Genomic DNA, 18,959 nt, shown 5'->3' on the forward strand with positions numbered 1-18,959 from the left:
CCCGATCCCATCCCGAACTCGGAAGTGAAACGCAGCTGCGCCGATGGTAGTGTGGCTTGCCATGCAAGAGTAGGTCACCGCCAGGGACCTTATGCAACACATCAAACCCCCTCCAAAAGAGGGGGTTTTTTGTTGCCTTGCCGCCAGTGCGGACTCGGCGGAGACGGAAGCTTCTCCCAAAAGCAGGGGACGTTGACGCACGGTCACGAAAATGACCGAACGCGGAGCAAAAAAAAGCGAAGGGTCTCCCCTTCGCTTCTTAGCGGCAGCGCTTTTGCGTCAGTCCAGGGCGTAGCCGAATTGATCCGCGAACTCGGCCACGAACTCGTCCCGGGTGAACCGCTGGTTCTGCGTGCCCGGGTGCTCCACCTTAAGCGCACCCATCAAGGATGCCATGCGTCCGACCGTAGGCCAGTCGCGCCCCTGCATGATCCCGAGGATCAGTCCTGCCCGGTAGGCGTCGCCGCAGCCGGTCGGATCGACCACCTGACGCTCCCGTGCCGGCGGAATGGCATGTACTTCACTGCCTGCGTGAATGGTCGAGCCCCTGGGACCCTGCGTGACGATGTACGCGCTGACGCGTGAGGCGATTTCCGCCGCCGACCAGCCCGTGCGCGTCTGCAGCAGCTGCGACTCGTAGTCATTGACGATGACGTAGGTGGATTTCTCCACCATGGCGCGAAACTCGGCGCCGTCGAATAGCGGCATGGCCTGGCCCGGATCGAAAATGAAAGGCACGCCACGCGCCGCAAACTCGTCTACGTGTTGAAGCATCGCCTCGCGACTGTCTGGCGCGACAATGGCGAAGGTGATGTCCGGAATGTCGCGCACATGGTTCTCGTGGGCGCTCGACATCGCCCCCGGGTGGAATGCGGTGATCTGGTTGTTGTCCAGGTCGGTCGTGATGAAGCATTGCGGCGTGAACTGGTCAGCGTACTCGCGCACGTGATCCAGGCGAATGCCACAGTCGACCAAGTGCTGACGGTAGGGCGCAAAGTCCTGCCCGACCGCCGCGACCGGCAGCGGATCGGCGCCGAGCAACTTGAGGTTGTAGGCGATATTGCCCGCACAGCCACCGAACTCGCGGCGCATGCGCGGCACGAGGAATGACACATTGAGGATGTGTACCTGGTCCGGCAGGATGTGGTTCTTGAACTGGTCCTGGAACACCATGATGGTGTCGTAGGCCAGCGATCCGCAGATAACGGCTGACATGATGCTTGGGCGCCCCGGCAGGATGTTCGGGCCGCACGCGAGGCGACCCATCAGATGCGCGGAGCGCAGCTCCGGCAAAGACTCGAATCGTACCGGGATCGATGCGCGTTGGCGACTTCCAGCCACCGAACAATGTTCTCTGGCTGTCGAGAAAAGTGCTCATATCATCCCGTCGCGCAAGGGATTCTTAACGTTACAGTCCTTGCGCACCCCCGCTGCGCTGACTAGACTGGCGCGCTTACTTTTTAGCCAGTCGGACACGCGGCGACCCCATGTTCAAGAAGTTTCGCGGGATCTTTTCCAACGACATCTCCATCGACCTCGGCACGGCCAACACGCTCATCTACGTGCGCGGTCAGGGGATCGTGCTCAACGAGCCGTCGGTGGTCGCCATTCGCCAGGACCGCGGGCCGGGCGGTCCGCGGACCGTGGCCGCCGTCGGCGGAGACGCCAAGCGCATGCTTGGTCGCACACCGGGCAACATCGCCACGGTGCGCCCGATGAAGGACGGCGTCATCGCCGACTTCACGATGACTGAGGCGATGCTGCAGCACTTCATCAAGCAGGTGCACAAGTCGCGCATGCTGCGGCCGAGCCCGCGCGTGCTGGTGTGCGTCCCGTGCGGCTCGACCCAGGTGGAGCGCCGCGCCATCAAGGAGTCGGCCGAGGGCGCAGGTGCACGCGACGTGTTCCTGATCGAGGAACCGATGGCTGCTGCCATCGGCGCCGGCATCCCGGTGCATGAGGCGCGCGGTTCGATGGTGCTGGACATCGGTGGTGGCACGTCCGAAGTGGCGGTGATCTCCCTCAACGGCATCGTTTATTCGCAGTCGGTGCGTGTCGGCGGCGATCGTTTCGACGAGGCGATCATCAATTACGTCCGCCGCAACCACGGCACGCTGATCGGCGAGTCCACGGCCGAGCGCATCAAGTTGCAGATCGGCTGCGCCTTCCCGCAGAGCGACGTCAAGGAGATCGAGATCTCCGGGCGCAATCTCGCCGAGGGCGTGCCGCGCATGTTCACGATCAACTCGAACGAAATTCTCGAAGCGTTGCACGAGCCGCTTGCCGGCATCGTGGCGGCGGTGAAGTCGGCGCTCGAGCAGACGCCGCCCGAACTGTGCTCTGACGTTGCTGAGCGCGGCATCGTGCTGACCGGCGGCGGTGCGCTGCTGCGCGATCTGGACCGGCTGATCTCCGAGGAAACCGGCCTGCACGTGCAGGTGGCGGACGATCCGCTCACGTGCGTGGCTCGCGGTGGCGGCAAGGCGCTGGAACTGATCGACCAGCACGGCAGCGATTTCTTCGCCCCCGAGTGACTGCGGCCGGGCCGCGCGTCCGATCGTCGGCGCTCGTCGCGCTCCGACATGCGGCGCCAACTCGCTCAGGGAGTAATGGCCGGTGACGCAGTGCGCTTGCACGAAATATAGGTGGGTTTCATGCCGCTGACCCGCGAGGAATCCTCGCCGCTGTTTGCCGGCACCGTGGCCGGCACGCTGCGACTGCTGGCGTACCTGGCGTTGGCGATGGTGCTGATGGTGCTCGACCACCGCAATGGCTGGACCTGGCGCGTGCGTTACGCGACCGCCATCGTGGTGGAGCCGCTGTATCGACTCGCTGGCGCACCGAGCGCGGGGCTGCATGCGCTGACCATCGCCTTTGCCGAGCGCAAGACGCTGACCGAGCAGAACCAGCGCCTGCGCGAGGACCTGCTGCTGGCCAACGCGAAACTCAATCGCATGGCGGCCGTGGCAGAGCAGAACGTGCGACTGAAGGAGCTGCTCGATACCCAGCACAGCCTCGAGCTCAACGTGCAACTGGCCCGCGTCGTCGGCGTCGACCTCGGGCCCGCACGCCACCGCCTGATGCTGAGCGCCGGCGCCAACAACGGGGTCAGCGTGGGGCAGCCGGTGATCGACGCCCACGGCGTCATGGGTCAGGTCATGCACGTGTTGCCCAGTACCTCGGTGGTGATGCTGATCACCGATCCGGCCCATGCGTTGCCGGTGACCATCGAACGTACCGGCCTGCGCACCGTGGCCTACGGAGCACGCGACGGCGACGCGCTGAGCCTGCCGGATATCCCCATGGCCGCCGATGTACGGGTGGGCGATCGCATGCTCACGTCTGGGCTGGGCGGACGCTTCCCCCCGGGCTTTCCGGTAGGCACGATCCGCCGTGTGCAGCCCTCGGCGACCGGCATGTTCCTCGAGGCGAGCGCCAGCCCCAGCGCCGACATCGACCGCAGTGAAGACGTGCTTTTGCTGCACGACCAGGCCGAGCCGATCGGCCCGCCACCGCCGGCGGTGCCCGCCGGCCCTCCGGCGGAGCTCGCGCCCGCGCCGGCCGGCCAGCCATCCGCTGCGGCCGCGGCCGTATCAGGAGCGACACCATGAGCCGCCATCGTCTTGCGGTGTTCTGGTTCAGCGCCACCCTGGCTGCAGCCCTGTTGATGATGCTGGTGCCGCTGCCGGCGGTGCTGAAGCCGTTCAAGCCGTACTGGCCGGCCCTGGTGCTGCTGTACTGGTCGCTCGAATCCGGCGATCGGGTGAACCTGGGCATGGCTTTCCTGATCGGCCTGTTTGCCGATCTGCTCGATGGCGTGCTGCTGGGCGAACAGGCGCTGCGGCTCACGGCGCTGGTGTTTATCGCGTTGCGCTTCCGCTCGCGGCTGCGGTTCTTCCCGATGTGGCAGCAAACGCTGGCGGTGCTGGCGCTGCTGCTCAACGATCGCGTGCTTTTGTTGGTGGTGCGCATCTTTGCCGGTGATGGCGTGCCGCCGCCAAGCTGGTGGCTGTCGCCGCTGGTGGGCGCTGCGCTCTGGCCGTTCCTGTTCCTGCTGCTGGATGACCTGCGCATGCGTCTGCGCATTTCCTAGGGGCGGGCATGATCAGTCGCCGTACCAGCCGCCTGCGCCGTGCGATCAAGGATCCGCGTGGCGAAGCGGCGTTGTTTCGCCGTCGCGCCATCGCCGGATTTGCGCTGATCCTGCTCGGTCTGCTGGCGCTGGTGGGGCGCTATGCGTTCCTGCAGGTGCTGCATCACGATGAATTCGCCACCCGCTCGGAGGCCAACCGAGTCAAGCCTCGCGCAATTCCGCCGGCGCGCGGCCTGATCTACGACCGCAACGGTGTGCTGCTGGCGGACAACGTGCCTGCGTTCCGGCTCGAGGTGGTACCCGAGCAGGTGCCGGACATGAAAGCGATGCTGGCGCAGATCGTTCACGTGGTGCCGCTCGACGATGACGACATCGGCGCGTTTCGCAAACAGCTGGCGCAAAGCCGACGCTTTGAAAGCGTGCCGCTGAAGCTGCACCTCTCCGAGGACGAGATCGACCGCTTCGCGGTGAACCGCTGGCGCTTTCCTGGGGTGGACGTGGTGCCCTACCTGACCCGCCGCTATCCGTTCGGCGCCCGCTTCGCGCACGTCATCGGATACGTCGGTCGCATCGACAGCAACGACCTGCAGCGGCTGGATCCGGTGCGCTACAAAGGCACCAGCCACGTCGGCCGCATCGGCCTGGAGCGGTCTTACGAGGACATCCTGCACGGCACCCCGGGCTACGAGCTGGTGGAGGTCAACGCCGACGGACGGACCCAGCGGGTACTCGAGACGCATCCGCCGGTGCCAGGCAAGAACCTCTACCTGAGCATCGACGTGCGCCTGCAGAAAGCGGCCGAAGAAGCGTTCGCCGGACGTCCGGGGGCGGCGGTGGCGATCGACCCGCGCAACGGGCAGGTGCTGGCGATGGTCAGCGTGCCCAGCTTCGATCCCAACCTGTTCGTCAACGGCATCAGCTCCGCCGATTACCGCGCCCTCACCACCGATCCGGAGAAGCCGCTCTACAACCGTGCCCTGCGCGGGGTCTATCCCCCCGGTTCGACGGTGAAGCCGCTGGTCGGCCTGGCCGGCCTGGAATACGGCATCCGGACGCCGCAGGACACCGTGGTTTCCACCGGCACGTTCTACATTCCCGGGCAGCAGCGCGGTTATCGCGACGACCAGCGCGGAGGCGTCGGCCGGGTCGACCTAGCGGCGGCGATCGAGCAGTCGGTCAACACTTACTTCTACAAGCTTGCGCTCGACCTGGGCATCGACCGCCTCAGTGCCTACATGCGCAAGTTCAGTTTCGGCAAGACCACCGGCATCGACCTGATCGGCGAGTCCGACGGAGTGGTGCCGTCGCGCGACTGGAAGATGGCGCACTCGCACCAGCCCTGGTACCCGGGCGAGACCGTGATCGCGGGCATCGGACAGGGATACTGGGCCGTGACGCCGCTGCAGCTCGCCCACGCGATCGCCACCTTCGCCGGCCATGGCGTGCCCTACGCGCCGCGGTTGGTGATGGCGACCCAGGCCGGCGTGGAAAGCGCACCCCGCCCGCTGCCCAACCCGCCGACGGGGCCGAGCGTAATCAGCTCGCCGGCGTACTGGAGCGCGGTGGATGAAGGCATGCAGCGGGTGATGTACGGCGCCAAGGGCACCGGACGCTCGCTGACCGTGGGGTTCCCGTATCGCCTCGCCGGCAAGAGCGGCACCGCGGAGCGGTTTTCGCGTACCACCAACGCCTACGACGACCGCAGCAACCTCGCCTACCTGGCCAGCCGCAGCCGCGCCTGGTTCGAGGTCTACACGCCGGCGGATGATCCGCAGATCGCCGTGGTCGCGGTACTGGAGGCCGGCGCCTGGGGCGCCACTTCGGCCGGGCCGATCACCCGCCACGTGCTCGATGCGTGGATCGCTGCCAAGGGCGCGAAGGCTCCGCCCTTCACCCCGTTCCGCGACGCCTCGCTGGGCAACACCCTGCCCAGCCCGGAGGACCTCCCGGCCGAGGTCGCACCCACCAATGCACAGCGCGCGGACGATCTTCCGTCCGATCCCCCGTCCGACCCTCCGTCCGATCCCCCGAATGACCCGCCGGCCGCCCCCCCGCGCGAACAACCCGGCGGAGACACGCCATGATCGCCTCGCTCTACACGCGCTTTCGTCGCTTTGCGCGCCGGCTGATGACACGCCCGCGCATCGATCTGCCGCTGGCGGCCGGCCTGATGCTGCTGGCCGGGGCCGGTCTGGTGACGCTGTACAGCGCCGGCGATCGCAGCCTTTCGCTGGTGGGCGGGCAGGCCGCGCGGTTCGTCATGGGCGCGGTGCTGCTGCTGGTGGTTTCCCGCATTCCGCCACCCACGCTGCGAACCTGGACGCCCTGGCTCTATGCCGGCAGCACCGCGCTACTGGTGCTGGTGGCGGTGTTGGGGGAGGGCCGTGGTGCCTATCGCTGGCTGGACCTGGGCGTGATGCGGTTCCAGCCGTCGGAGCTGCTCAAGCTCACCATGCCGATGATGGTGGCCTGGTACCTCCATCCGCGGCAGCTGCCGCCGGGATGGAAGGACATCGCCATGGTCGGCGCACTGATCGCGATTCCCGCCGGCCTGATCGCCGAGCAGCCGGATCTCGGCACCGCGTTGCTGGTCGCCGGCGCCGGTGCGTTCGCGCTGTTCCTGTCGGGCATGGCGTGGTGGCGCATCGGTGCCCTGCTCGGTGCGGCTGCCGCGATGGTGCCGGTCGGCTGGCACTTCATGCACCAGTACCAGCGCGACCGCGTGATGACCTTGCTCAACCCGGAGTCCGATCCGCTGGGCAACGGCTGGCACATCATCCAGTCGCAGATCGCCGTGGGCTCCGGCGGCGTGTTCGGCAAGGGCTGGCAGCACTCCACCCAGTCGCGGCTCGACTTCCTGCCCGAGCACACCACCGACTTCATCTTCGCGGTGTTCTCCGAGGAGTTCGGGCTGGTGGGCGTGATCGGCATCCTGGTGCTGTACGCCTTCATCATCGGGCGCTGCCTTTGGATCGCGATGGAGGCCCGCGACACCTATTCGCGACTGCTTGCCGGTGCCATCGCCATGAGCTTCTTCGTCTACGTGCTGGTCAACGGCGGGATGGTGGCGGGCATGCTGCCGGTGGTCGGCGTGCCGATGCCGCTGATCAGCTATGGCGGCACCTCCGCGGTGTCGCTGCTGACCGGTTTCGGGGTGCTGATGTCGATCCACGCCAACCGCAAGATGCACGACTGAACCGCGCCCGCGGCACGCCTCGCGCGAGCCCTGGAGCGGGCCGGGGCGCATGTTAGGCTCTCGCGGATCATTCTTCGTGCGAACCGCCCACCGATGACTGTGCTGCCCGCGTCCCCCTTGCCCCGCTTTCTTGTTGCGTGCGGGGTGCTGCTCGGCCTCTGCTCCACGCCGCTTGCCGCGCAGACCCATCCCGGGCAGGCGGCGCTGGTACGCGAAGTGGCACGCGACACCGGCAAGAGTCCCGCCGCGTTGAACGCGCTGCTCGATGGCGCCACCCGCCAGCAAAGCATCCTCGATGCCATCAGCCGTCCCGCCGAAGCCAAGCCATGGAGGGACTACCGGCCGATCTTCATGACCGGGCGCCGCATCGATGACGGCGTCGCCTTCTATCGCGAACACCGCGCGTTGCTCGAGCAGATCGGCCGCCAGTACGGGGTGGCGCCGGAGTACATCGTGGCGATCATCGGCGTGGAGACCAACTACGGCCGCCTGAGCGGCAAGTACAAGGTGCTCGACGCGCTGGTCACGCTGGGCCTGTACTACCCGCCGCGTGCGCCGTTCTTCCGCGAGCAGCTGAAGGTGTTGCTGGAGCTGCCGCCGAACCATCTTGCCGGTCCCGTCGACACGTTGCTCGGTTCGTACGCCGGCGCACAAGGCTGGGGACAGTTCATGCCCTCGAGCATCCGCGATTTCGCCGTCGACCAGGATCACGACGGGCGCATCGATCTGCGCGATTCGCTGCCGGACATCTTCGCCAGCGTGGCCAATTATTTCGTCCAGCACGGCTGGGTCAGCGGCGGCCCGGTGGCGATGCGAGCGCAGCCGGATGCATCGGCCCGGCCGGTCGAGGTCAAGGACAGCAAGCCGCAGTGGCCGCTGGAGCAACTCGAAGCCTGGGGCTATGCGCCGCTGGCGCCAGCCAACCCGGGTGAGCCGAGCAGCCTGCAGACGCTGCAGGGCGCCAACGGCCCGGAATACTGGTTCACCTTCCAGAACTTCTACGTCATCACGACCTACAACCGCAGTCCGCTCTATGCCATGGCCGTGCACCAGCTGGCGCAGGCCATCGCCGACGGGGTGAAGCAGGCGGATCGCGCACGATGAGTCGGGCGCGCTGGCTGGCGGCAGCGGCCGTGCTCGCAGTATTGCTCGCCGGCTGCGCCGGCCATCCGGCCCGGCCGGGGCATCGTTCTGCCGGTGCGCGGCCCGCTGCGACGGCGGGAGCCGCCTCAGCACGCCATGCCGATGGCGTTCGCGACGACCTCAGCAAGGACCAGCGCAGCCGCTACCGGGATGGCAACGACAGCGTGCCTTCCGGCCCGCCTCCGGACCTGAGCCGGCTGGCCGAGCCGGTGCCCCACGTGGAGCCGCGTTCGGCTTACGGCAACAAGTCGCCCTACACCGTGCTGGGGCACACCTACCGCGTGCTGCCCAGCGCCAAGGGCTACGTCGAGCGGGGCATCGCCTCGTTCTACGGCAACAAGTTCCACGGCTACAAGACCTCGAGCCTGGAGAACTACGACATGTACCAGTTCTCCGCCGCACACAAGACGTTGCCGCTGCCGAGCTATGCGCGGGTCACCAACCTGGCCAACGGCAAGAGCGTGATCGTGCGCATCAACGATCGCGGCCCGTTCCACGCCAACCGGCTGATCGACCTGTCGTACGTGGCTGCGGTAAAGATCGGCGTGTGGCCCGGCGGCACCGGCATGGTCGAGGTACGGGCGATCGATCCGGCCGATCCGGACGCCTCGCCTGCGGCCAGCGCCACGGCCCATGCGCCGCCCGCGGGCGGGGCCGCGGAACCCGCCGTCGTTTCGCCGGTCCCTGTGCCTGGCGGGGCGTCGGCGATCTACCTCCAGGTCGGTGCGTTTTCCGATCAGGGCAACGCCGACCGGCTGGCCCAGCGGCTGCGCGAGGCGAACATCGGGCCGGTGCAGATCAGCGACAAGCCCGCGTCGGGCGGATCGATCCGCCGCGTGCGGGTGGGCCCGATGTCCGACGCCCGCCAGGCCGACGCGATGGCCGGGCGGATCGAGGCGCTTGGCCTGCCGCATCCGCAGGTCGCGGTAGACTGAGCGGTATTTCACAGTCGACGGCATCGCGCGTGCCGTCCATTTCAAGACGGGATTCAACACAACGATGAGCTTTTTCCGCCGTACCCTGGTTTCCCTTGCCGCCGTCACGCTCGTGGCGGCAGGCGCCGCGTTCGCCCAGCAGACGCCGCCGCGGCCCTCGCCGGTACCGCGCCCGGTGGTGCCCGATGCCCCGGTGCCGCCGCCGCCGGACGTGGACGGCAAGAGCTGGGTGCTGATGGACTACGCCACCGGCCAGATCCTCGCCTCGAAGGAGCCGGATCTGCGCGTGGAGCCGGCCTCGATCACCAAGATCATGACCGACTACGTGATCTCGGCCGAGGTGGCCAACGGCAAGATCCACATGACCGATCCGGTGACCATCAGCGAGCACGCCTGGCGCGGCGGCGGTGCGGGCACCGACGGCTCCACCAGCTTCCTCAAGCTCAACAGCCAGGTGCCGCTGAAGGACCTGCTGTACGGCATGATCATCCAGTCCGGCAACGATTCGGCGATCGCCCTGGCCGAACATGCCGCCGGCTCGGAAGGCGCCTTCGCCAACCTGATGAATGCCTATGCCAAGCAGCTGGGCATGGCGAACTCCAACTTCCAGAACGCGTCGGGCTATCCGATCGAAAACCACTACACGACGGCCCACGACATCGCGATCCTTTCGCGCGCGCTGATCCACGACTTCCCCGAGGACTACGCTATTTCGGCGATCAAGCAGTTCGAGTGGAACGGCATCAAGCAGGGCAACCGCAACACCCTGCTGTGGCGCGACCCCAGCGTGGATGGCATCAAGACCGGCCACACCGCCGCCGCCGGCTACTGCCTTGCGGCCTCGGCCAAGCAGGGCGATTCGCGCATGATCGCCATCGTGATGGGCGCCAGCTCGGAGAAAGCGCGCGCGGATTCGGCCATGGCGCTGCTCAACTACGGCTTCCGCTTCTACGAAACGCACAACCTCTACGACGCGGGCAAGCCGCTGGCGACCCCGCGACTGTGGAAGGGTGAAAACAAGACGCTGCCGCTGGGCGTGACCAGCCCGGTGCAGGTCACGGTCAAGCGCGGCCAGTACGACAAGCTCAAGGCCACGATGGACGTTCCCGCCACGCTGATCGCCCCGTTCACCAAGGGCCAGCAGGTCGGCACGCTGCGCATCACCCTGGACGGCCAGCCGGTGCAGAGCGTGCCCCTGGTGGCGCTGTCGGACGCGCCGCGGGGCGGCTTCTTCTCGCGCCTGTGGGACTCGATCCTGCTGTGGTTCCACCATGACGACAAGAAGGCCGACGCGGACGCCAAGTAATGAACGAAATCGACTTTTCCCAGGCCAAGAAGGACGGCAAGGGCTTCCAGTTTCCCGGGGAGTTCGAGATCACCGCGATGGGCAGCGCCAGTGCCAACCTGCCGGTGCACGTGCCGCTGCTGCTGGAACGTGCGGGCCTGATGGTGCTGCACGAGACGGTCAAGCATCGGCAGTCCGGTGAAGGCAACTTCGTGTCCGTCACGGTGAGCTTCCGCTGCGACAACCGCGAACAGTACGACGCGGCGCATGCCGCACTGCGGGCCGATCCCGACATCCGCTTCACGCTGTAACGGCGGCGTGCCGGACCGAACCACGGGGAACGTGCACCGCACGTTCCCCGTTTGCTTTGCGCTCGCGGGGCTGCATTCGGGCCGGCTCTTGAATCGAAGCACCCGCCGCCTGATCTTGTTCCCCGTTCCCCGTTCCCCGTTCCCCGTTCCGCAGGTCCCGCCATGTCGCTGCCGCTGAAGATCCGCCGCCTCGGGCGCCAACCGTACGAGGCGACCTGGAAGGCGATGAGTGCCTTCACCGACCACCGCACCGCCGACACCCCGGACGAGCTGTGGCTGCTCGAACATGATCCGGTGTTTACCCAGGGCCAGGCGGGCAAGGCCGAGCACGTGCTGGCGCCGGGCGATATCCCGGTGGTGCAGGTCGATCGCGGCGGGCAGGTCACCTACCACGGGCCGGGCCAGATCGTGGCGTACCCGATGATCGACCTGCGTCGCGTTGGCGTGGGCGTACGCGAGCTGGTGCACCGCATTGAACAGGCCCTGATCGACACGCTTGCGCACTGGCAGATCCACGCCGCGCGGCAGGAGGGCGCACCGGGCGTGTACGTCGACGGCGCCAAGGTGGCGGCGCTGGGGTTGCGCGTGCGCCGTGGCTGCAGCTTCCACGGGCTGGCCTTCAACGTGGCCATGGATCTCGAGCCCTACGGCCGCATCAACCCTTGTGGCTACAAGGGTTTGGCGGTGACGCAGGTGGTAGACTTGGGCGGTCCGTCGCGACTGGCGGACGTCGAAGACGTGCTGATCGACGCGTTCTGTCGCCAGTTCGGCTTCGATGCCGAGCCGGCCGCCTCCCGTATCCCCGAACTCCCCGCGCGCGCCGCGGTCTAGGCATGTGCTCATGAGCGAATCCCCCGCCACCCCGAAGACCATTCCGATCCGCACGGTGTCCGCGCCGGCGGTGGAAAAGCAGCTGGGCAACGACAAGATCTCCCGCAACCGGGCCGGTTTCGACACTGCGGTGCCGACCCTGCGCAAGCCGAGCTGGATCCGCGTGCGGTTGCCGCAAGGCAATGCGGTACAGGAGCTCAAGGCGCGCCTGCGCGAGAACGCGCTGGTGACCGTGTGCGAGGAAGCCTCCTGCCCGAACATCCACGAGTGCTTCTCCAAGGGCACTGCCACGTTCATGATCCTGGGCGAGGTCTGCACCCGACGCTGCTCGTTCTGCGACGTGGCCCACGGCCGCCCGGCCGCGCCCGACCCGCTGGAGCCCGCGCGGCTGGCGCAGACCATCGCCGACATGCGGCTGAAGTACGTGGTGATCACGTCGGTCGACCGCGACGACCTGCGCGACGGCGGCGCCGAGCATTTTGCCAGCTGCATCCGTGCGGTCCGGCACGCCGCGCCGCACATCCGGATCGAGATCCTCACGCCGGATTTCCGCGGCAAGGGCCGCATGGAGCGTGCGCTGGACGTGCTGAAGGAATTTCCGCCAGACGTGTTCAACCACAACCTCGAAACCGTACCGCACCTGTATCGCGAAGTGCGTCCGGGCGCCGACTACCAGTGGTCGCTGGACCTGCTCAAGCGCTTCAAGGCGCAGCACCCGGAGGTGCCGACCAAGTCCGGCATCATGCTCGGGCTGGGCGAGACCTACGAGCAGGTGATCGAGACCATGCGCGATCTACGCGCCCATGACGTCGAGATGATCACGATCGGCCAGTACCTGCAGCCGACGCCACATCACCATCCGGTCGTGCGCTACTGGACGCCGGAAGAATACGAGTCACTGCGCGTGGCGGGCGAGGCGATGGGGTTCCATCACGTCGCCTCCGGTCCGCTGGTGCGCTCCTCCTATCACGCCGACCTGCAGGCCCATGCAGCCGGTGTCACCGACATTGCCTGAGGGATCTGCATGACCTTTCGCCCTTCGCTTGCCCTGCTGATCGCGCTCACCCTCGGTAGCGCCGGCGCAGGCCTTCAGGCACAGGACGCGGCCGCGCCCGCTGCCGCCGATGCCACCGGCCAGCCGCAGCGCAAGGCTTCCACGTTGCCGCTGAAGGCGACCGCGGACGAGGCCGAGGCGGCGCAGCTGTCGGCGCGCTTCCTCACCCGCTTCCACTACGACGCGCAGCCGCTGGACGACGCCATGTCCGCCCGCGTGTACAAGGCGTATCTCGACCAGCTGGACGGCGAGAAGGTGTTCTTCACCCAGGCCGATCTGGCCAGCTTCGCGCCACTCAAGACCCGGCTCGACGACGCGATCTGGAACGAGGACCTCGGCGCCCCCTTCTCGATCTTCAATCTGTACGTGAAGCGCGCCACCGAGCGCATGCGCTATGCGTTGGGCCTGCTCGACAAGGGCTTCGACTTCTCCAAGGACGAGAGCTACATCGTCGACCGCGACAAGGCCGACTGGCCTAAGGACCAGGCCGAGCTGGACAACCTCTGGCGCGAGCGCACCAAGAACGACTGGCTGCGCCTGAAGCTCGCCGGCAAGGACGAGGCGGAGATCCGCAAGACGCTGACCAAGCGCTACACCACGCTGGTCGACCGCATCAAGCAGCTCGATGGCGAAGACGCGTTCCAGAGCTTCATGACCGCCTACGCCGAGACTACCGATCCGCACACCGACTACCTCGGCCCGCGACTGGCGCAGAACTTCGACATCTCGATGCGGCTGTCGCTGGAGGGCATCGGCGCGGTGCTGCAGGCGCGCGACGAGTACACCCAGATCCGCGAGATCGTTCCCGGCGGCCCGGCATCGAAGTCGGGCAAGCTGGAAGTGGGCGACCGCATCGTGGCGATCGGCCAGGACGGCGGCCCGATGGTCGACGTGATCGGCTGGCGCCTGGACGACGTGGTCAACAAGATCCGCGGCAAGAAGGACACCACCGTCCGCCTTGAGGTGCTGCCGGCTGACGCCGGCCCCGATGGTAAGCACGAGCTGGTCACGCTGGTGCGCAAGAAGGTGGTAGTGGAAGAGCAGGCGGCCAAGTCCAAGGTCATCGAGGTCAAGGACGGCGATGTCAGCCGCAAGATCGGCGTGATCGACCTGCCCACCTTCTATGCCGACTTCGCCGCGCGCAGCAAGGGCGATCCCAACTACAAGAGCGCTACCCGCGACGTGGCCAAGCTGCTCACCGAGCTCAAGGCCCAAGGCGTGCAGGGCGTCATCATGGACCTGCGCAACAACGGCGGCGGTTCGCTGGACGAGGCGAACGAGCTGACGGGTCTGTTCATCGACCAGGGCCCGGTGGTGCAGGTACGCAAGGCCAACGGCGAAGTGGAAGTGCAGGGCGACGACGATGCCGGCCTGGCCTGGAGCGGCCCGATGGCCGTGCTGGTCAATCGCGGCTCGGCCTCGGCCTCGGAGATCTTCGCCGCGGCGATCCAGGATCACGGCCGCGGCCTGATCATCGGCGAGCCCACCTTCGGCAAGGGCACGGTGCAGAACCTGGTCGATCTGGATCGTTTCGCCGGCGAGGCGGGCGACAGCGAAAAGCCGCAGATGGGCGAGCTGAAGATGACCATTGCGGAGTTCTTCCGCATCAACGGCGGCTCGACCCAGCTCAAGGGCGTCACGCCGGATATCCAGTACCCCAGGAACGGCGACGAGAAGGACTTCGGCGAGTCCACCTACGACAACGCGCTGCCGTGGACGCAGATCGCGCCCGCGCCGTACAAGCCGGTTGCCGACCTCAAGGCGTACCTGCCGCAGCTGCAGCAGATGCACGACACCCGCGTCGGCGCCTCGCCGGCGTGGAAGCTGCTGCTGGACCAGCTCGCGCAGTACCGCAAGATGCGCAACCAGACGTCCATCTCGCTGAACCTGGCCCAGCGCCAGGCCGAGCGCAAGCAGCAGGATGCGCTGCAGGCGGATTTCCTCGCCCGTCGCAAGGCGATCGATGGCGACGTGGTCACCGGTGAGGATGAAACCCGCCTGGACGACGGCCTCAATGCCAACGAGCGCAGCCTGAAAGCCGAGCTCAAGGCCGAGAAGGACGCCAAGAAGGCCAAGGATGTGGAGCTGGACGAAACGGCGCACATCCTGTTCGACGCGGTCGGGCTGATCAAGGGCGACCCCAAGCTGGCCGCCGAGGTGCTGCCGTACGGCGGCAAGTTCTCCGAGGCGCCGGCCGTCGCCCAGGCACCGGCCCCCGCCGCCAAGCCGTCGCCCGCCCAGCCCTGAGCCCGGGGCGGACAGCAGCACAAGAAAAAAAAGCCGGCGCATGCGCCGGCTTTTTCTTGGGCGTTGCGGATCTGCCGAAGCGGTCGTGCCGCCAGCGCTTCGACCGCGGCGGGTGCTAGGACTTGTCGTTCGCCTTGTTGGTGCCCTTGTTGGCGCTCTTGTCCTTGCCTTTCTTGGCCGCCTGCTCGCGTGCCTTCTGCTGCTCCTCCATCCAGTGCCGGAACGCCTCGACGTGCGGCATGTCGCGCAGTACCCGTGAGTGCGGATCGACGATCACCAGCGTGCCCGGGGCGGCCCGGAGCTCGCCGCGCCCGTCCGCCATCGGCATGGTCTGCACTGCATCGCCCACCTGCACCTGCAGCGGCATCGGGAACGGCTCGCCGTGCTCGGTAACCCAGTGCAGGCTCAGCGTGTCGCCGTGCTGCTCGCGCACCAGTTGCGGCAGCTTCGCGTCGTAGAGGTAGACGGTGAAGAACCAGCGGTAGTCCTTGCCGGTCACCGCGTTGACGATGTCGATGTAGTCGCTGGTGGTGGCATAGCGCGGCTTGAAGTTGCCGGGCTTCGGGTCCGGCCGCCCGTATACCAGCCGGCGGATGCTCTCGAAGAACGCGTCGTCGCCGATCAGCCCGCGCAGCGTGTGCAGCACCAGCGAGCCCTTGAAGTAGATGTCGTTGGCGGGGCCACGGTCGGCGTCATAGACCTCATGTTCGGCGTGCGGCTTGCCCGACACGATGGGGAAGGCGTTCTTCACGCTCAGGCGCTGGGTGTGCAGCATCGCGAAGTAGTCCATGTCGCCATGCAGATACTGCGCGTACAGCGGCTGCATGTAGGTGCCGAAGCCCTCGTGCAGCCACATGTCGTCCCAGTTCACGTTGGTGATCTGGTTGCCGAACCACTCGTGCGAAAACTCGTGCTGCAGCAGCCAGTCGTAGCCGTAGCCGTCCTGCGCGTAACCGTTGCCGTAGGCATTGATGGTCTGGTGTTCCATGCCCTTGTGCGGAGTCTCCACCACGCCCATCTTTTCGTCGCCAAACGGGTACGGCCCGATCTCCTGCTCGAAGAAATCCAGCATGGGTGCAAAGCCGGCGAACAGCGCCTTCGCCTGCGCCTCGTGCTCGGGCAGGTACCAGAACTGCATCGGGATGGTGTTGCCGAAGCGGCTGGCGTAGTCGGCCTTGAGCTCCTTGAACGGCCCCACGTTGAGGGTGATTGCGTAGGTGTCCGGATGCTTTGCGCGCCAGTGCCAGGTGCGGGTGGCGCCATGGTCTTCCACGCCCACCAGCACGCCATTGCCCGGCGCGGCCAGTGCGCTGGGTACGGTCACCCAGGTGTCCACCACGTCCGGCTCGCCGGTGGGCTGGTCGATGCACGGCCAGAACAGGTCGCAGCCTTCACCCTCCACCGCGGTGGCCACCCACGGCTGGCCGCCGGGCGTGGTGCTCCACACGAAGCCGCCGTCCCAGGGGGCGTTCTTCGCCACATGCGGGCTGCCGCCGTAGCGGACGCCCACCGTCACTGCCTCGCCCTTGACCAGCGCACGCGGCAGCGCGATGCGCAGCCGGCCGCTGGGGTTGCTCCATTGACTCGGCGCCACGGGCTGGCCGTCCAGCGTGATCGCGTCGATCGGCAGGTTGCGGTCCAGGTCCAGCACCAGCGCGTCGGTGGGCGCGGTCGCCGTGAGCGTAAGCCGGGCGTCGCCGCTCAACCGCCGGTGCGGGATGTCCAGCGTGAAGTGCAGGTCGGCGTGATCGAAATGCACTCGCGTCTGCTCCACCGGCATCGCGACGCCGGAGGCAAGCGTCTGCGCGGTCAGCTTCGGCTGCTGGAGTGCGGGAGATTCGGCGGCAATCGTGGTAGCGGAGACGGCGAGGCCGAGCGCTACACCGAGCGCGAGCGTGGACGGACGTGAATGCATGGGAGCTCCTGGTGTTTCCGCCAGCATGCCGCGCGCGCGCGCGGGCCGACTAGGCCGTAAGTCATGGTGACCACGTGCAAAGCGATGGCCGGCTTACGCGCGGTAGCCGAGGCGCTCCATCACCGGCTGCAGCAGTGGCAGCACGGGCTCGAACTGCGCGTGATAGCTGCGCCAGCGGCCGACCGCGCGCGGGTGGATGCGCTGGGTGACCTGGGCGTAGCTGGGCGTGCTGATGAAGCGCTTGTTGCGGGCGTGTTCTGCGAAGCGCGCCATCGGCGAGGCGTCGACGACGCCGAGGAAGGCCGCCAGGCGGGCGAGCTGCTCGTGCGAATTTTCCACCACCGACTCGTAGCGCCACTCGAACACCTGCGGCGCGAACACGTTCACCTGCCGGAACCACTGCTCGAACGCGGCCACGTAACCGCGCGCGAGTCGCTGCAGGGACGAGCAAAGCACCATGAACGCCGGTGAGCGAAACGACTGCATGGTGCAGCTGAGCAGCACATCGCAGGGGTGGCGCAGGCACACGATGATGCGCGCTCGCGGAAACAGCCGCATGATCATCGGCAGGCACAACATGTTGAGCGGATTCTTGTCGACCAGCCGGCGCGGGCCCAGATCCGGTACCACGCGCCCGACCATCCGGAAGTAGCTCGCCCGCAACTGCTCGACCTCGGTCGAGCTGAGGCTTGCAAGGTCGTGTGGATACCGCTGCCCGACCTGCTCCATGCGCTCGGTCAGTTCGTGGATGAAGGCGCGCTCGTCCATCGAGCAGAAGTCCGGGTGGGCGTCGAGCATCTGCTCCAGCAGCGTCGTGCCGGAGCGCGGAAAGCCGACCACGAAGACCGGGTCCGGCTCGCTGGCGGATGCGGTCGCAGGCGGCCAGCGGGCATACGCGCTGCGGTCGACCTCCGCCATCTGCAGCGGCTGGCTGTCCGGCGCCAGCAGCTCCGGCACCACCTCGCGGGCGATCTCCAGCTGCGCGGCATGGGCGGCGTCCACGGCCTGCCAGGCGTCAGCGTGCTGCCCAAGGCGGTCGCACGCCGAGGCAAGGCCGAAGCCGGCGCCGGCGCGCGCCTCGGCATCCACGGGCAGCGCCAGCACGCGCCGGTACAGCGCCGCGGCATCCGCCCAGGCGCCCGTGCGCAGTGCCAGCGCGGCGTGTGCGCGCCAGCCCTCCGCCCGTGCCTGGTCCGCGTCCGCCGGCAGTGCGTCGAGTGCAGCCAGCGGCACCTGCGCCAGTGCCTGCTGCGCCAGATCCAGCTGGTTGCTTCGCTCATGGAGCAGGGCGCGCTGGGCGGCGAGGCGCAGCCGCAGCGGCGCGTCTGCGGGCGGGTCCGGCAACTGCGCCTGTGCCAGCGTGTGCAGTGCCGCCTCGAGATCGCCCTGGGTGGACAACATCGCGGCCAGTATCAAAGCCTGCTCGGCCGGCTGGGCGGGCCATCCGGCGGCTCCGTGCAGCATCGCCTCCTGGCAGCTGTTGTCGGCGCACACGTAGCAGGCGTACGCGGCCTGCAGCCGGGCCTCGATCAGCCCCGGCGCGCGCTCGACCGCATCGAGCAGGGTCTCCCGCGCCCGCGGCCAGCGCCGCTGCTGGATGTAGAGCAGGCCCAGGTTGTAGAGCACGTCGGCGTCGTCCGGCGCGAGCGACCGGGCCGTGGCCAGGGCGTGCTCGGCGCCGTGCTCGTCGCCGCTCAGCCGGCAGGCGACGCCCAGGTTGTTCCAGTAGGTGGAGACCGCCGGCTTTTGCGTGGCCAACTGGCCGAACGTGGCCGCGGCGCGCTCGTAGCGGCCGGTGGCCTGCTCGGCCAGCCCGCGCAGCAGCTGGACGACCTCGTCGGCATCGCCGCCGGCTGGCCCGGCCAGCGTGATGACGCGCTCCATGTCGCCGGCGTTGTAGGCGTCGACCATGGCGCTGGCGAGGGTGGCGGCGGGATCCGGCATGCAGT

General features: G+C 67.6%; 15 protein-coding genes and 1 rRNA gene. 13 read left to right on the top strand and 3 right to left on the bottom strand.

Features of this window, described 5'->3' with window-relative positions; all coding sequences use genetic code 11:
• A 5S ribosomal RNA gene (gene rrf / locus VFG40_RS11540) occupies positions 1–86 on the top strand; the annotation flags it as partial.
• 193 nt (positions 87–279) lie between these two features.
• Here the strand turns inward: rrf and VFG40_RS11545 are convergent.
• The gene (locus VFG40_RS11545) at positions 280–1,215 is read right to left on the bottom strand and encodes a carbohydrate kinase family protein (RefSeq protein ID WP_324897590.1); all 936 of its coding nucleotides are present in this window, start codon (positions 1,213–1,215) and stop codon (positions 280–282) included.
• Positions 1,216–1,487: 272 nt separating this feature from the next.
• On the opposite strand from VFG40_RS11545, the gene VFG40_RS11550 reads away from it, so the two are divergent.
• The 12 genes from VFG40_RS11550 (at position 1,488) to VFG40_RS11605 (ending at position 15,095) form a co-directional block, all read left to right on the top strand.
• Positions 1,488–2,534, top strand: a complete 1,047-nt coding sequence (locus VFG40_RS11550; RefSeq protein ID WP_324897549.1) for a rod shape-determining protein — start codon at positions 1,488–1,490, stop codon at positions 2,532–2,534.
• A gap of 120 nt (positions 2,535–2,654) precedes the next feature.
• The gene (gene mreC / locus VFG40_RS11555) at positions 2,655–3,611 is read left to right on the top strand and encodes a rod shape-determining protein MreC (RefSeq protein WP_324897551.1); all 957 of its coding nucleotides are present in this window, start codon (positions 2,655–2,657) and stop codon (positions 3,609–3,611) included.
• Complete coding sequence (mreD, locus tag VFG40_RS11560) at positions 3,608–4,093, top strand: rod shape-determining protein MreD (RefSeq protein WP_324897552.1); 486 nt, start codon at positions 3,608–3,610, stop codon at positions 4,091–4,093. Before mreC ends, mreD begins: the two co-directional genes overlap by 4 nt.
• Positions 4,094–4,101: 8 nt before the next feature.
• The gene (gene mrdA / locus VFG40_RS11565) at positions 4,102–6,177 is read left to right on the top strand and encodes a penicillin-binding protein 2 (protein WP_324897553.1); all 2,076 of its coding nucleotides are present in this window, start codon (positions 4,102–4,104) and stop codon (positions 6,175–6,177) included.
• Positions 6,174–7,289, top strand: coding sequence for a rod shape-determining protein RodA (gene rodA / locus VFG40_RS11570; RefSeq protein WP_324897555.1), 1,116 nt, complete (start codon positions 6,174–6,176; stop codon positions 7,287–7,289). The genes mrdA and rodA overlap by 4 nt, the downstream gene beginning before the upstream one ends.
• A gap of 93 nt (positions 7,290–7,382) precedes the next feature.
• The gene (gene mltB / locus VFG40_RS11575) at positions 7,383–8,393 is read left to right on the top strand and encodes a lytic murein transglycosylase B (RefSeq protein ID WP_324897557.1); all 1,011 of its coding nucleotides are present in this window, start codon (positions 7,383–7,385) and stop codon (positions 8,391–8,393) included.
• Positions 8,390–9,367: a septal ring lytic transglycosylase RlpA family protein gene (locus tag VFG40_RS11580; protein WP_324897559.1), complete on the top strand. Its 978-nt coding sequence runs from the start codon at positions 8,390–8,392 to the stop codon at positions 9,365–9,367. The genes mltB and VFG40_RS11580 overlap by 4 nt, the downstream gene beginning before the upstream one ends.
• Positions 9,368–9,431: 64 nt before the next feature.
• Entirely contained in the window at positions 9,432–10,673 is a 1,242-nt protein-coding gene (locus tag VFG40_RS11585; protein ID WP_324897561.1) for a D-alanyl-D-alanine carboxypeptidase family protein, read from the top strand.
• Complete coding sequence (locus VFG40_RS11590; RefSeq protein ID WP_324897563.1) at positions 10,673–10,963, top strand: DUF493 family protein; 291 nt, start codon at positions 10,673–10,675, stop codon at positions 10,961–10,963. Before VFG40_RS11585 ends, VFG40_RS11590 begins: the two co-directional genes overlap by 1 nt.
• A 162-nt stretch (positions 10,964–11,125) precedes the next feature.
• Positions 11,126–11,794, top strand: a complete 669-nt coding sequence (gene lipB, locus VFG40_RS11595) for a lipoyl(octanoyl) transferase LipB (protein WP_324897565.1) — start codon at positions 11,126–11,128, stop codon at positions 11,792–11,794.
• Between the two features lie 10 nt (positions 11,795–11,804).
• Positions 11,805–12,809 carry a lipoyl synthase gene (gene lipA, locus VFG40_RS11600; RefSeq protein ID WP_324897567.1) on the top strand — a complete coding sequence of 335 codons (1,005 nt, stop codon included), beginning with the start codon at positions 11,805–11,807 and terminating at the stop codon, positions 12,807–12,809.
• Between the two features lie 9 nt (positions 12,810–12,818).
• Complete coding sequence (locus VFG40_RS11605; RefSeq protein WP_324897569.1) at positions 12,819–15,095, top strand: carboxy terminal-processing peptidase; 2,277 nt, start codon at positions 12,819–12,821, stop codon at positions 15,093–15,095.
• 115 nt (positions 15,096–15,210) lie between these two features.
• Here the strand turns inward: VFG40_RS11605 and VFG40_RS11610 are convergent, their stop codons facing one another.
• Together VFG40_RS11610 and VFG40_RS11615 are read right to left on the bottom strand one after the other, a co-directional pair.
• Positions 15,211–17,010: a M1 family metallopeptidase gene (locus tag VFG40_RS11610; protein WP_324897571.1), complete on the bottom strand. Its 1,800-nt coding sequence runs from the start codon at positions 17,008–17,010 to the stop codon at positions 15,211–15,213.
• Between the two features lie 93 nt (positions 17,011–17,103).
• Positions 17,104–18,954, bottom strand: coding sequence for a tetratricopeptide repeat-containing sulfotransferase family protein (locus tag VFG40_RS11615; RefSeq protein WP_324897573.1), 1,851 nt, complete (start codon positions 18,952–18,954; stop codon positions 17,104–17,106).
• Positions 18,955–18,959: the final 5 nt, after the last annotated feature.

Source organism: Dyella sp., assembly GCF_035685805.1.
In the GTDB taxonomy this organism is placed as follows: domain Bacteria; phylum Pseudomonadota; class Gammaproteobacteria; order Xanthomonadales; family Rhodanobacteraceae; genus Dyella_A.

Bases quoted from the DNA above. Each gene is read 5' to 3' on its own strand.
- VFG40_RS11545 (WP_324897590.1), bottom strand. From the start codon at position 1,215: ATGTCAGCCGTTATCTGCGGATCGCTGGCCTACGACACCATCATGGTG.
- VFG40_RS11550 (WP_324897549.1), top strand. From the start codon at position 1,488: ATGTTCAAGAAGTTTCGCGGGATCTTTTCCAACGACATCTCCATCGAC.
- mreC (WP_324897551.1), top strand. From the start codon at position 2,655: ATGCCGCTGACCCGCGAGGAATCCTCGCCGCTGTTTGCCGGCACCGTG.
- mreD (WP_324897552.1), top strand. From the start codon at position 3,608: ATGAGCCGCCATCGTCTTGCGGTGTTCTGGTTCAGCGCCACCCTGGCT.
- mrdA (WP_324897553.1), top strand. From the start codon at position 4,102: ATGATCAGTCGCCGTACCAGCCGCCTGCGCCGTGCGATCAAGGATCCG.
- rodA (WP_324897555.1), top strand. From the start codon at position 6,174: ATGATCGCCTCGCTCTACACGCGCTTTCGTCGCTTTGCGCGCCGGCTG.
- mltB (WP_324897557.1), top strand. From the start codon at position 7,383: ATGACTGTGCTGCCCGCGTCCCCCTTGCCCCGCTTTCTTGTTGCGTGC.
- VFG40_RS11580 (WP_324897559.1), top strand. From the start codon at position 8,390: ATGAGTCGGGCGCGCTGGCTGGCGGCAGCGGCCGTGCTCGCAGTATTG.
- VFG40_RS11585 (WP_324897561.1), top strand. From the start codon at position 9,432: ATGAGCTTTTTCCGCCGTACCCTGGTTTCCCTTGCCGCCGTCACGCTC.
- VFG40_RS11590 (WP_324897563.1), top strand. From the start codon at position 10,673: ATGAACGAAATCGACTTTTCCCAGGCCAAGAAGGACGGCAAGGGCTTC.
- lipB (WP_324897565.1), top strand. From the start codon at position 11,126: ATGTCGCTGCCGCTGAAGATCCGCCGCCTCGGGCGCCAACCGTACGAG.
- lipA (WP_324897567.1), top strand. From the start codon at position 11,805: ATGAGCGAATCCCCCGCCACCCCGAAGACCATTCCGATCCGCACGGTG.
- VFG40_RS11605 (WP_324897569.1), top strand. From the start codon at position 12,819: ATGACCTTTCGCCCTTCGCTTGCCCTGCTGATCGCGCTCACCCTCGGT.
- VFG40_RS11610 (WP_324897571.1), bottom strand. From the start codon at position 17,010: ATGCATTCACGTCCGTCCACGCTCGCGCTCGGTGTAGCGCTCGGCCTC.
- VFG40_RS11615 (WP_324897573.1), bottom strand. From the start codon at position 18,954: ATGCCGGATCCCGCCGCCACCCTCGCCAGCGCCATGGTCGACGCCTAC.